This is a genomic window from Niveispirillum fermenti (genome assembly GCF_048066175.1).
Taxonomy (GTDB): Bacteria; Pseudomonadota; Alphaproteobacteria; order Azospirillales; family Azospirillaceae; genus Niveispirillum; species Niveispirillum fermenti.
This window is the reverse complement of the sequence record NZ_JBLTXA010000002.1, coordinates 312,692-325,189: the sequence shown is the minus strand read 5'-3', so window position 1 is coordinate 325,189 and position 12,498 is coordinate 312,692. Positions and strand designations below refer to the sequence as shown.

The following is a 12,498-nucleotide window of genomic DNA, read 5'->3' as shown; positions in this document are numbered from 1 at the left end:
GGATGCGACGAACCCTTCTGGCGCTTCCCCTGCTGTTGCTGACGGCTATTTGCCCGCCGGCCCCCGTGCTGGCGACAGCGATGGCGGCGGAGCCGGCACCGCTGGAACTGCGCATGGCGGTCAATTCCCTTCCGGCCAGCCTGGGCAACCCGTTCCGGGGCAATGGCCGGCCGGGGTCGCAGGTCTGGGCCGCCATCTTTGATGCACTGACGGAACTGGATGAACAGGGCCGGTTGCAGCCGGCCCTGGCGACGGCTTGGGAGCCGGTGGGCCCGACCGTCTGGCGCTTTTACCTGCGCGGTGATGTCCGCTTTGGTAATGGCCGGGTGTTTGATGGCGATGCCGTCACCGCCGTCATGGAATGGCTGATGTCGCCGGAAGGGCGGCGTTCCGTCATCGGCAATGAATTGCGCGGCGTGAAGGCCGTGCGCACCATCGACCCGCTGGTGGTGGAGATGGAAACGGCTGAGCCCGACCCCATCCTGCCCAAGCGGATGGCCGCCGTGATGATGGTGGAGCCGGACCTGTGGCGCCAGTTGGGGCCGGATGGTTTCGCCCAACAGCCGGTCGGGACCGGTAGCTTCCTGCTGAAAGGCTGGGATCAGCGGCGGCGGCAGGCCCAGGCCGTGGCCAACCCCTATCGCTGGCGCCCCAGTGCCGTGACGGGCCTGACTTTCATGGAATTGCCCAATGCGGCGGTACGGGCCCAGGCCCTGCTGTCCGGTGATGTCGATATTGCGGGGGTGGAGATCGACGAGTTGGAACGGTTGAAGCGTAATCGCTTTCCTGTCGTCATCACCCCGTCCATGCAGGTGATGTCCATCGCCTTCCGGGTGGAGGGGACGGCCCCGGATGCGCCCATGCGCGATGTGAGGGTGCGGCAGGCGTTGAATTACGCCATCGACAAGCAGGCATTGGCCGACATCCTTCTGGAAGGCCATGCCTCGCCAGCGGGACAGCCCGCGCCCGCCATCACGTTCGGCTATGATCCCGATCTGGAACCCTATCCCTATAACCCCGTCAAGGCGCGCGATCTGTTGCGCCAGGCGGGGTTTGCTGACGGATTTGTGATCGCAGCCGAAGTCGTGATCGACAGCCTGCCGGCCGACACGCTGATCTATCAGGCGGTGGCACAGTATTGGCGCAATGTCGGGGTGGAGATGACGTTGCAGATCGTCACCTTCCCCCAGTACCTGAAGAAGTTCCTGACCAATAGCTGGACGGCTGATGCCTTCGGCGCATCATGGAACAGTTCCCCCTACAATGATGCGCTGCGGCCGATGGAGGTATTCTCCTGCCGTCGCCCCAAACCCTTCTTCTGCGACCCCGCCCTGGCCGACCGGCTGGGGCAGGTGGCACAGATCATGGATGACGGGGAAAGGCTGTCCGGCATGCGTGCGCTGGCGCGCGATTATCAGCAGGCGGCACCTGCCGCCTTCCTGGTCGATCAGATCGACCTGTTCTCCCATTCCCCCCGCCTTGCCAACATCACCATCCGCAACCGGGTACCGGATTACCGGTCCATCGTCCGGGCCGGCGGGGCAAACCAGCCGACGGAGTAAACAGCCATGAAACCGGCCGATGCCATTGTGGAACTGTCCAGCCTGGCCCGTGGCGCCCGCCCGTCCAGCCTGGACAATACGGAAACGGAAGCGGTGCTGCGCATCGCCATGGCACTGCTGCTGGAACTGTCGGTCGCCAATGACCGGATTGACCGGCTGGAACGGGAGGTGGCCAGCCTGCGCGGTGTGGATGTCGGCACCCTGAAATCGATGCCGCTGGACGCGACTGCCAGCACGGAGCGACAGATGGCGACCGACGGGTTGATGGCCCGGGTGCTGGCCGGTCTGACGCGCCAGGACGCGCCCCGCGATGAGTGAGGCAGCGGGACAGCGGTTGGAATATGGCGCGGGTGGGGTGCTGGGCGTCCTCACCCCCTCCGGCAATCCGACGGTGGAACCGGAGATGCAGCGTCTGTTCGGCACGGGCATCACCATGCTGACCACCCGCATGCACAGCACGGATCCGTCGCTGCTGCGCCGGCTGATGCTTTATGCTGAAACGCTGGACCAGAGCCTGGAGAGTTTCGGCGGCATTGCGCTGGATGCCGCGCTTTTCGCCTGCACGGGCACGTCCTATCTGTTGGGCGCCGAACGGGAGGCGGCCCTGGTCGCCCATTGGCGTGACCGGGGTGTGCGGCTGTTGACGGCGGCGCAGGCGATCCGGGCCGCAGCCGCCGAAGCCGGTGTCCACCGTGCCGTTCTGGTCAATCCCTATCCGCCGGACCTGCGGGAACCAGCCCTGGCCTATTGGCAGGCAGCAGGGCTTGATCTGGTGGACGTGATCGATGTGCGCAACCCGGAACCGGGCTACCATGCGATCTATACCCTGCGGGGGGACGCCATATCGGCTGCCCTGGCCGATGCGATGGCCCGGCCGGCCGACATGGTTTTGATGATGGGTACCGGTATGCCCAGCCTTATATCTCTGGCTCGGGCAGCTCAGTCGTCTACATCAAGGAACAAGTTGCTCCTCTCATCGAACCTCGCGCTGGCCTGGGCCGGCTGTCGGGTGCTGGACCCGGAATTTCCCCGCCCCGGCCCTATGCTGACATCATTCGCAGCCCGGATCCGGCCCGAAATCTGCCCGGATTTTCAACAAATGGCGACCTGACCGGTTGTCTCTCCCTGCGCGCCCATACGGGCCGGGAAATCAAAAAATTGATATAACAATAACTCATTTTTTGCGCTGAAACGGCCATAAAGCCGTTGACAAGCCATTCCGACGGAACCATTCTGCCTCCATATTGTATTTAAAAAAATACAACAAGGATGGACGGGACGCCGCTGGCGCCGCATCCGCACAAACAGGCGAGCAGACAGGAGGTTAAGATGCAAACGAAGGTCCTGGCGCGGCTGATCTGCTGTGCCCCGCTGGCCGGGCTTCTTGTGCCCGCCGCCGTGCAGGCCCAGACGACGGAGCCCCCCTTGCAGTTGGAGGAGATCGTTGTCTCCGCCCGCAAGATTTCCGAACGCCTGCAGGATGTGCCCGTGGCTGTGACAGCCATGAACCGCGATGCGTTGGACCGGCTGGGCGTGAAAGATATCGGCCAGCTTTCCAACATGGTGCCGGGCCTGTCGTATGACCAGGATTTCGGCCGCCGTCTGGACCGGCCGGCCATCCGTGGCCAGTCTTCCATCCTGGGCACGCCCAATGCCGCGTCCTTCCTGGATGGTGTCTTCATTCCCGACAGCCTGTTCGGCACCGAAATGGCGTTCGTGGAGCAGGTGGAGGTGATCAAGGGGCCGCAGTCTGCGCTTTATGGCCGCCAGACCTTCTCCGGCGCCATCTCCTACGTCTCCCGCAAGCCGTCCGATGTGATGGAGGGGGAGGTCAAGCTGACCGCCGCCCAGCATGATGAGTATAACGCGCTGGCCATGATCAGCGGGCCGCTGATCGAAGACAAGCTGGCCTTCCAGCTTGCCGGCAACTACTACACCTATGGCGGCGAATACCGGAACAACAACCCCGCCGACAGCCGCTATGGCAAGAAGATCGGGGATGAGGAGACCAAGGCGGTCTCCGGTGCCCTGCTGTTCACGCCCAGCGACAATCTGGATATCACGCTGCGCTATTCCTATGGCAAGAACAAGGATGGGCACGACGCCACCGTTCTGCAGCGGGCGGCAAGCAACAATTGCTTCCCCAATGCTGCCGGCACGGCCTTCCAGTATTATTGCGGCGTCGTCCAGGCATCGCCGGAGCAGATCAGCCTTAATCTGGATGCCGTGGATGGCGGCGGGCTGACGCGCGAAACCTCGCGTGCTGCGGCCATCGTCAATTACCAGGCCGGTGACATCCAGCTTACCTCCATCACGGGCTACACGAATTCCGACGAGGATCGCAAGGCCGACCTGGATTTCCAGCCCATCACGGGTGCGGGTGGCACTCTGCATGCCCGTGACGGCATCTATATCGAAAGCTTCTCGCAGGAAGTCCGCATCGCCGCCGACAAGGTGGACGGATTCCGCTGGCTGGTCGGCGCCTATATGTATGATGAGGACCGGTCGACCGAACGGTTCATGTATCCGCTGAACCGCCTGCAGAACAACGGTACCAACACCATCCGCAACTATGCCGGCTTTGCCCTGGTCAATGTCGACCTGACCGACGCGCTGACCGCCGGTGCCGAATTGCGCTATGCGGTGGACAAGCTGGGGCTGAAGGGTGGGGACAACAACTACAATCTGTCCAAGACCTTCAAGAGCTGGAACCCGCGCTTCACCCTGGATTATCGCTTCAACAGCGATGTCATGGCCTATGGCGTCGTGGCCCGCGGCAACAAGCCGGGCGGTTTCAATTCCGATGCCCGCCTGACCGGCAATCAGGTGTTTTATGACGAGGAAGCCGCCTGGAACTATGAACTGGGTCTGAAGACCGATCTGCTGGACCGCCGGCTGCGCCTGAACGTCGCCGCCTATTACATCGACTGGAAGGACCAGCAGCTTACCCAGTCCGCCATCTTCGGCACGGGTTCCATCTCCTACATCGCCAATGCCGGCTCGCTGGAGGTGAAGGGCATCGAGGTGGAGGCCCAGGCGGCCTTGACCGACTGGTGGCGCCTGTCGACCGGCATTTCCCTGAACGACCCGGAATACAAGAGCGGCACCGATGCCGAAGTCGGCCGCCTGACGGGCGACAGTTCCATCAAGGGAAAGACGGCACCCAACACACCGAAGTACCAGTTCTCCGTCGTGTCCGATTTCGATTTCCCCGTGACGGAGGAAATGGATGGCTTCTTCAACGTCGTCTACACCTACCGTTCGAAGAAATATGATCAGGTGGGCAATTTCGCATCCACGGGCAGCCGTGACCAGGTGGATGCCCGCACCGGTGTGAGCTTCGGTGATTACCGCGCCACCCTGTTCGTCAAGAACCTGTTCGACAATCTCGACCCGATGGGCGTGATCCGTTACGTCGATTTCGGCGTGACGGGCAGCCCGCGCGGTTACCAGGTTTCCCTGCCGCGCGGCCGGCAGGTGGGGCTGACGCTGGAAGCAAAGTTCTGATCGGGTCGCCAGCCTGATCAATGTCAAGGGGCGGGGCGCTGTCGCGGCCCGCCCCTTCTTTTCATGGGTTCGGGGTGACGACCTGGGTCATTCCTGGTTGTCACCCGGCGCGTTGCCGTTTGCGGCCATGTCCTCGCGCATCTCGAACCACATGGCGTTCAGGACGGCGAAGGCCGCGGCCAGGGGAAGGCCCAGCATCCAGGCGAAATACCACATATTCTTTCTCCTTATGTCCGGATGGGGTCAATAATGATGGCCCTGGCCATCGCGGATAGCGTCAGGATCGACCTTGCCCCACAGGATGCGATAGGCCCAGGCCGTGTAGGCCATGACGATGGGCAGGAAGATCAATGTCACCACCAGCATGATGAACAGCGTCTGATGCGAGGAGGAACTGTCCCAGACCGTCAGGCTGCTGGCGGCGTCGACGGAGGAAGGCAGGATGAACGGGAACATGGAAACGCCCACGGTCGCGATGATCCCGAACAGGGACAGGGCGGAAACCAGCAGCGTCCCCACCTCCCGTCCGGCCTTCAGCCCGTACCAGACCAGCAGCGGTCCGATCAGGCCCAGCAGTGGGGCGACCAGCAGCAGCGGCCATCTGGCATAATTGCCGAACCACAGGCCGGGGGCCGTCTCCACGCTTTTCAGCAGAGGGTTGGAGGGGCCATCGGCGATGATGGCGCTGCTGATGCGATAGCCGTCGATCCACAGATAGAGCGCCAGCCCGCCCAGCGCGAACAGGGCCGGTGTGGCAAGTGCGGCCACCAGCCCGACGGTGCGCGCGCGGCCGGCAATGGTGCCGCTGGTCTTCAGCGCCAGCCAGGCCGACCCGTGCATGATCAGCATCGTGACCGACAGCAACCCGCACAGCAGCGCAAACGGGTTCAACAGCCCGAAGAACGACCCGTCATAAAAGGCGCGCAAGGTCGGGTCGAGCCGGAAGGGCACGCCCTGCAGCACATTGCCCACCGCCACGCCGAAGATCAGCGGCGGCACGAAACCACCGATGAACAGCGCCCAGTCCCAGCGGCTGCGCCATTGCGTATCGGCATGCTTGGACCGGTACTTGAACGCCACCGGCCGCAGGATCAACGCCGCCAGCACCACGAACATGGCCAGATAGAAGCCGGAGAAGGACACGGCGTAAAGCGGTGGCCAGGCAGCGAAGATGGCGCCGCCGCCCAGGATGAACCAGACCTGATTGCCTTCCCAGACAGGCCCGACCGTGTTGATGATCGTGCGCCGTTCCAGATCGGTGCGGCCGATGAAGGGCAGCAGCGTGCAGACCCCCATGTCGAACCCGTCGGTCGCCGCGAAGCCGATCAGCAGTACGCCCAACAGGACCCACCAGATCAGGCGCAGCGTTTCATAATCGATAAGCTCATGCAGGATCATGGCCGTTACTCCGCGGGCTGGGGGGCAGCTTGCAGGCGATGCGAGGGGGCCGCTTCATCATCGGGTTCGGGGCCCTTGGCGATGGCGCGCAGCATCAGCTTCACCTCCACCACGAAAAGCACGCTGTAGAACAGCGTGAAGCCGGCGATGGTGATCAGCAGGTCTGTCACGCCCAGGCTGGAAACGGCCATCGCCGTGGGCAGCACGCCTTCGATGATCCAGGGCTGGCGTCCGAATTCGGCCACGAACCAGCCCAGTTCGGCCGCGATCCAGGGCAGTGGGATGGCCAGGACCGCCAGCTTCAGCAGCCAGCGGGGTTCACCCAGCCGCTGGCGGGCCGATTGCCAGAAGAAGGCGGCCATCAGCGCGATGAAGAAGAAGCCCAGCCCCACCATGATCCGGAATGACCAGAACAGCGGCCCCACCTGTGGCACCAGGTCCCAGGCCGCCTTGTCGATCTGTTCCGCCGTCGCCTGGCGCGGGTCATCGACATAACGCTTCAGCAGATAGGCATAGCCGAGATCGGCGCCGTGATCCTCGAACATGGCCTTCACGGATGGATCGACATTGGCCACGCCGCGGGCGGTCCGGATGGTTTCCAGCGCATCATAGGCCTGGATGCCGTTCTCCACCCGCTCCCGCCCGCGTGCCACCAGTTCGTTGATGCCCGGCACCTCCGTGTTCAGCGACCGGGTGGAAATCAGGCCCAGCGCCCAGGGGATCTGGATGACATGATGTGTCTCCCGCGCGGCCTGATTGGGAAAGCCGATGGCGGTAAAGCTGGCGGGGGCGGGTTCGGTCTCCCACATCCCTTCGATGGCGGCCAGCTTCATCTTCTGATGTTCGGTGGCCAGATAGCCGCTTTCATCCCCCAGCACGACCACCGATAGCGACGATAGAAGGCCGAAGGAACAGGCGACGGCCATCGACCGCTTGGCCAGCAGCACATGCCTGTGCTTCAGAAGATACCAGGCCGACACGCCCAGCACGAACACCGCCGCCGTGACATAGCCGGCCGACACGGTATGTACGAATTTCGCCTGCGCCACGGGGTTGAAGATCACGGCATAGAAATCCTCGATCTCCATGCGCATGGTGACGGGGTTGAAGACCGCGCCGACGGGGTTCTGCATCCAGCCATTGGCGATCAGGATCCACAGCGCGGAGAAATTGGAACCGATGGCGACGGCCCATGTAGCGGCCAGATGCTGGAGCTTCGTCATCCGGTCCCAGCCGAAGAAGAACAGGCCGACAAAGGTCGCTTCCAGGAAAAAGGCCATCAGCCCTTCGATGGCCAGCGGCGCACCGAAGATGTCGCCGACATAATGGCTGTAGTAGGACCAGTTCATGCCGAACTGGAATTCCATGGTGATGCCGGTCGCCACCCCCAGCACGAAGTTGATCCCGAACAGGGTGCCCCAGAACTTGGTCATCTGCCGCCAGATCACGCGGCCGGTCATGACATAGACCGTCTCCATGATGGCGATGATGACCGACAGGCCCAGGGTCAGGGGTACGAAGAGAAAGTGATAAAGGGCCGTCAGCGCGAATTGCAGGCGCGACAGCCCGACAATGTCCAACTCCATGCGTCTGCCCGCCGGTGTCCCCGGCGCTCCCCAACGCCTGCCCCGTCCCGATGGCGGGGCTCCCGTCCAAGGCGGATAAGGTGGGGTAGGGGGTCAGTCCTGGCGCAGGGCCTGCAATGCCGTGTCAAAGGCCGGCGTGCCGCGCGCCTCATCCATGACCACCCGCCCGCCCTGCAATCGGATCAACCTGTCGGCCAGGGCGGCCTCACGCCTCAGATGCGTGACCAGCAGAATAGTTCGGTCACGGCCGTTTGCCTTGATATTTGTCAATATGGTGCCTGCGACAGATGCATCCACCCCCTCCGTCACCTCGTCCAGAAGCCATAGGGGCTTGTTCTGCAACAGGAACCGGGCCAGCGTCAGTCGCCGCCGCTGCCCGGCGGACAGGCCATGGCCGCTTTCTCCCAGCAGGGTTTCAAGTCCGGCCGGCATTTCGCGCACGACTCGTTCCAGGCCGGCATCGGCCAGCACCTGCCACAGCCTTTCCACGCTGGCAAAGGGATCGGCCAGGCGCAGGTTCGCGGCAATGCTGTCCCGGAACAAGGTGGTGTCCTGTGCCAGCAGGGCGGCGGGCAGGGCGGCGACCTGACCGGACAGAGGTGCCGCCTCGCCCGTCAGCAGCGCCAGCAGCGTGGATTTGCCGGCCCCGCTGTCGCCTGTGATGGCGACATGCTGGCCTATGGGAACGTAAAGGGAGAGGCCATCGAACAGGGGCGCCTGCGCATCGGGCTGGATGTGGCGCACCCGGTCCAGGCATAGCGCGGATCCCGCCGGGGGTGTGGCCGGGCATGGCGGGCTGCCGGACGTTGATCCCAGGCCCGTGGCGACCCGCCGGGCCGCCCGCGCCATGCGGCCCAGATCGGCGGCCCCGCGACGCAGGGCGGCCAGCGGCTCCAACGCGCCCAGCAGGGTCAGCAGGACCAGGGCGGCGCCCGCCGCCCCCAACCGTCCGGCCTCGACCAGGAATGCCGCCACGAGCAAGCCGGCCGCCGGCAGAAGGACCGCCGCAAGCCCTTGAACCAGGCCGGATTTGACCTCCAGCCTGTTCAACTGGTCGTCCGCTTCGGCCAGCCGCCGTTCCGCGGCCAGGGTCAGGCCGTCCATGGCTTGTTCCCTGCCTGTCATCCGCCAGTCCACCCGGCCCGCCAGCCGGTCGAGCAGGCGCAGGCGCAGGGATTCCAGGGCGGCGGCGCGCCGGCCGCCGGGGCCCCGGCTGGCCCGACCCAGCGACCAGAGCAGGCTTGCCCCCAGGCCGGCCGGAACCAGGCCCAACAGCAGACCCGGCCAGCCGACGACCAGCGTCAGCGCGATGCCCAGGCCCAGCGATAGAAGCAGCAGGGCGGCCAGCGGAACCGCCAGCCGCAGATAGAGACCGTCCAGCGCATCCAGATCGCCCGTCAGCCGGAAAAGCAGGCGGCCGGGGCGCTTGTCCAGCGCCTGCCCCTGTCCGGGGCGGGCCAGTGCCCGAAACATGCGGACCCGGAGGTCGGCAATCACCGACAAGGTGGCATCGTGTGTGACCAGCCGCTCGGCGTAACGGGCGCCGGTGCGTGTGATGGCCAGCATCCGCACGCCGGCCCCCGGCCTGAACACGTCGAAGGCCAGCGCCGTGGCGGCCACGGCGCCGGCAATGCCGGCCGCTGTGATGAACCAGCCCGACAGCCCCAGCAACGCTGTACCGGCCACTATTGTCAGGGCTGACAACAGCAGACCCGACCAGAAGGCGCGCGGTGCCGCCCGCCGGAACAGGCGCAGGAAAAGGGCGATATCCCTGTTCATGGCGTGATCTCCACCACACGGTCCATACGCCGCGCCAGCAGCGGGTCATGCGTGGCGACCAGCAGGGTGCGGCCGCGTGCCGCCCGCAGAAGCAGGTCTGTCACGGCAGCCGCCGTGTCACGGTCCAGATGGGCCGTCGGCTCATCAGCCAGGATCAGGCTGGCCGCCGGGTCGGCGATGGCACGGGCCAGCGCCAGACGCAGTGCTTCACCGCCCGACAGGCCAGCGCCGTTTTCACCCACGCGGCGGGCCGGGTCCTGTCCCGGCAGCAGGTCCGCCAGTACCGGCCCTGCTGCCAGTCCGGGGCGCCCCAGCGTGGCGTTGCCGGCCAGCGACGCATTGAGCATGTAGGGCCGATGCCCGACCCATCCCGGCGTCCCGGCGATGCGGACCGATCCGGTGGCCGGCCGCAGCAGGCCTGCGATCAGCGCCAGAAGGGTTGACTTGCCACAGCCGCTGGGGCCGAACAGGGCGATGGTCTCCCCCGGGCGCACCGACAGGTCGAAGCCCTCGAACACGGGGCTGGCGGCGTCGGGATAGCTATAGCCCACACCGGAAAGTGCCACCGCCAGCCCGTCATCCGGCGGTCCTTTCCGTTCCGTGGATGGTGTGCATGTGGACTGCCCGGTATCGGCAAGGGTGGACAGGGCGCGCAGCGCCGCCTCGCCGCTGGCCCTGTCATGCCAGACAGCGGCCAGATCGCGCAGCGGTTCGAAGAAGGCGGGCGCCAGCAGCAGGATGAACAGGCCCTGGCCCAGGTCCAGCCTGCCGCTCCAGGCACCGAACCCCACCTGGCCCAGCAGATGGAAGCCGACATAGATGGCGACCAGGGCAACACCCAGGGCCGAAAAAAGCTCCAGCACGGCGGAAGACAGAAAGGCGATGCGCAGGACCGCCATGGTCCGGCGTTTCACACCCACGGCCAGTTCAGACAGTCTTTCCGCCACGGCATCGGTGGCCGACAGCGCACGGATGGCCGGCAGGCCCCGCAGCCGGTCCATCAGCAACCCCGTCATGTCGCCCAGGGCGGCAAGCTGGTCCTGGCTGGCCTTGCCGGCCCTTATCCCGATCAGCGCCATGAAAAGCGGGATCAGCGGCGCGGCCACCAACAGGATCAGCGCCGCCACCCATGAAAACCACCCCACGGCCAGCAGAATGGCCGGCGGCACCAGCATGAGGCGCCAGCGAACGGGGATATAGCGCTGCAGGTAGGGCGTGATCCCTTCCGCCTGTTCCGCCAGCAGGCTGGCGGCCGCCCCGGACGGGGGGAAGGCCGGGTCCAACGGATCGCGCGCAGCCAGGGCATCCAGCGCCGACCGGCGCAACCGGGTCAGCATGCGGCGCGCAGTGACGAAGGCCATCCGGTTGCCGGCTGCATCCAGCATGATGCGCAGCAGGCCGATGGCCACGAACAGGGCTGTGGCCGGAAGGATGTCTACCAGCGACGGGTTCGTGCCGGCCAGATGCTGAATGGATTGTGCCAGCAGCCAGGCCTGGGCGATCCACAGCAAGGCGGCGGATGCCTGAAGGAGGGCGGCTGTCCGCAGGCCGGGTTCGGCGGGCAGGGTGGCGGTGGGGCTTGTCATGCTGCGGTCGGACCGGGAACGGGAGGCCCGCATTCATGAACGCTCACACCGGTCCCGGCAAGCCGGGGAGACAAGATGTCCCGTTCCGGCGACGGGCCCTGTCCACCTGTAGGACAACCGGCGGATGGCGGGCCGGGCAGCTATCAATGGCCGTCGGGGCTGACCAGTGACGGGGCGTTGCCCAATGCCCGCACATAAAGGTGCCAGGTGGCATGTCCCAGCCAGGGCAGGGTGACGATCAGGGCAAGAAGACCGCCCGCGATGGAAAAACCGATGACCACAGCCACCATGGCGCCCCAGGCCAGCATCAGCGGCAGGTTCAGCATCACCGCCCGCAGGCTGGCGATCATGGCTGTCACCACATCGATATCCCTGTCCAGCAGCATGGGTGCCGCGAAGACGGAGAGCGCGAAGATGGTGCCGGCGATCAGACCCCCCGCGACGATCCCCGTAAGGGCGAACTGCAGGCCGAACATGCTGTGCGTCACCGCGTCCCACAGGTTGGCCAGTGCCATGGGTGCCGGTCCGAAATAAAGCGCATAGATCAGCGTGGCGATCTTGATCCAGGCAATCGCGGCGAAGACGAGGAAGAAGCCCAGCAGCCCGATCTGGCTGCCGCCATGGCGACGGAACGCGAAGAAGACGCGCCCCCCTTCCACAGGCCGGCCAAGCTGGCGCCGCCGGCTGATATCATATAGGCCCAGCGCCGCGACGGGCCCGACCAGCAGGAAGCCCGTGATGGCGGGGAAGAGCATATGGGTCCAGCCCAGAAGCAGGAAGGCGGCGAGCCCGCCCAGTCCCAACAGGGCGTAGAATCCGCCGAACACCAGGCCATAGGCCGGCTCGGCCCGGAAATCGTCCCAGCCATCGGCCAGCGCAGCCTGAAGATCCAGATTGGTCAGCCGGCGGGCCGCCGGCACCGGGACGTGATCGGTCGGAAGCGGCAGCATCGCTTCCTTGTCCTGAACAGCCACCATCATTTCCTCCCGCCTGTATCGACAGGCCACCTGCAACGACAGGGTCGCGTCGCCCTCTTCCGGGGTGATCACAGAGGTCATGGTGGACTATTTTGCCGCACCC

10 protein-coding genes are annotated in these 12,498 nt (G+C 65.3%); 4 read left to right on the top strand and 6 right to left on the bottom strand.

Features of this window, described 5'->3' with window-relative positions; all coding sequences use genetic code 11:
- Positions 1-2 precede the first annotated feature (2 nt).
- The 4 genes from ACM9LZ_RS03275 (at position 3) to ACM9LZ_RS03260 (ending at position 5,069) form a co-directional block, all read left to right on the top strand.
- A complete protein-coding gene (locus ACM9LZ_RS03275) occupies positions 3-1,562 on the top strand; it encodes an ABC transporter substrate-binding protein (RefSeq protein ID WP_416617909.1) in 1,560 nt (519 codons plus the stop codon).
- A 6-nt stretch (positions 1,563-1,568) separates the two neighbouring features.
- The gene (locus tag ACM9LZ_RS03270; protein WP_416617908.1) at positions 1,569-1,880 is read left to right on the top strand and encodes a hypothetical protein; all 312 of its coding nucleotides are present in this window, start codon (positions 1,569-1,571) and stop codon (positions 1,878-1,880) included.
- Entirely contained in the window at positions 1,873-2,673 is an 801-nt protein-coding gene (locus tag ACM9LZ_RS03265; RefSeq protein WP_416617907.1) for a hypothetical protein, read from the top strand. The genes ACM9LZ_RS03270 and ACM9LZ_RS03265 overlap by 8 nt, the downstream gene beginning before the upstream one ends.
- Positions 2,674-2,891: 218 nt before the next feature.
- Positions 2,892-5,069, top strand: a complete 2,178-nt coding sequence (locus ACM9LZ_RS03260; protein WP_416617906.1) for a TonB-dependent receptor — start codon at positions 2,892-2,894, stop codon at positions 5,067-5,069.
- A gap of 87 nt (positions 5,070-5,156) precedes the next feature.
- On the opposite strand, the gene cydX is transcribed toward ACM9LZ_RS03260, so the two are convergent.
- The 6 genes from cydX to ACM9LZ_RS03230 all read right to left on the bottom strand — a co-directional run bounded on the left by cydX (position 5,157) and on the right by ACM9LZ_RS03230 (position 12,476).
- The gene (gene cydX, locus ACM9LZ_RS03255) at positions 5,157-5,285 is read right to left on the bottom strand and encodes a cytochrome bd-I oxidase subunit CydX (RefSeq protein WP_416617905.1); all 129 of its coding nucleotides are present in this window, start codon (positions 5,283-5,285) and stop codon (positions 5,157-5,159) included.
- A gap of 27 nt (positions 5,286-5,312) precedes the next feature.
- Positions 5,313-6,467, bottom strand: a complete 1,155-nt coding sequence (cydB, locus tag ACM9LZ_RS03250; RefSeq protein WP_416617904.1) for a cytochrome d ubiquinol oxidase subunit II — start codon at positions 6,465-6,467, stop codon at positions 5,313-5,315.
- Positions 6,468-6,472: 5 nt separating this feature from the next.
- Positions 6,473-8,053, bottom strand: coding sequence for a cytochrome ubiquinol oxidase subunit I (locus ACM9LZ_RS03245; RefSeq protein WP_416617903.1), 1,581 nt, complete (start codon positions 8,051-8,053; stop codon positions 6,473-6,475).
- A gap of 93 nt (positions 8,054-8,146) precedes the next feature.
- Complete coding sequence (locus ACM9LZ_RS03240; RefSeq protein WP_416617902.1) at positions 8,147-9,832, bottom strand: amino acid ABC transporter ATP-binding/permease protein; 1,686 nt, start codon at positions 9,830-9,832, stop codon at positions 8,147-8,149.
- Complete coding sequence (cydD, locus tag ACM9LZ_RS03235) at positions 9,829-11,418, bottom strand: thiol reductant ABC exporter subunit CydD (RefSeq protein WP_416617901.1); 1,590 nt, start codon at positions 11,416-11,418, stop codon at positions 9,829-9,831. The genes ACM9LZ_RS03240 and cydD overlap by 4 nt, the downstream gene beginning before the upstream one ends.
- 143 nt (positions 11,419-11,561) lie before the next feature.
- The gene (locus tag ACM9LZ_RS03230) at positions 11,562-12,476 is read right to left on the bottom strand and encodes a DUF2189 domain-containing protein (RefSeq protein WP_416617900.1); all 915 of its coding nucleotides are present in this window, start codon (positions 12,474-12,476) and stop codon (positions 11,562-11,564) included.
- Between the last annotated feature and the right edge of the window lie 22 nt (positions 12,477-12,498).

Bases quoted from the DNA above. Each gene is read 5' to 3' on its own strand.
- ACM9LZ_RS03275 (WP_416617909.1), top strand. From the start codon at position 3: ATGCGACGAACCCTTCTGGCGCTTCCCCTGCTGTTGCTGACGGCTATT.
- ACM9LZ_RS03270 (WP_416617908.1), top strand. From the start codon at position 1,569: ATGAAACCGGCCGATGCCATTGTGGAACTGTCCAGCCTGGCCCGTGGC.
- ACM9LZ_RS03265 (WP_416617907.1), top strand. From the start codon at position 1,873: ATGAGTGAGGCAGCGGGACAGCGGTTGGAATATGGCGCGGGTGGGGTG.
- ACM9LZ_RS03260 (WP_416617906.1), top strand. From the start codon at position 2,892: ATGCAAACGAAGGTCCTGGCGCGGCTGATCTGCTGTGCCCCGCTGGCC.
- cydX (WP_416617905.1), bottom strand. From the start codon at position 5,285: ATGTGGTATTTCGCCTGGATGCTGGGCCTTCCCCTGGCCGCGGCCTTC.
- cydB (WP_416617904.1), bottom strand. From the start codon at position 6,467: ATGATCCTGCATGAGCTTATCGATTATGAAACGCTGCGCCTGATCTGG.
- ACM9LZ_RS03245 (WP_416617903.1), bottom strand. From the start codon at position 8,053: ATGGAGTTGGACATTGTCGGGCTGTCGCGCCTGCAATTCGCGCTGACG.
- ACM9LZ_RS03240 (WP_416617902.1), bottom strand. From the start codon at position 9,832: ATGAACAGGGATATCGCCCTTTTCCTGCGCCTGTTCCGGCGGGCGGCA.
- cydD (WP_416617901.1), bottom strand. From the start codon at position 11,418: ATGACAAGCCCCACCGCCACCCTGCCCGCCGAACCCGGCCTGCGGACA.
- ACM9LZ_RS03230 (WP_416617900.1), bottom strand. From the start codon at position 12,476: ATGACCTCTGTGATCACCCCGGAAGAGGGCGACGCGACCCTGTCGTTG.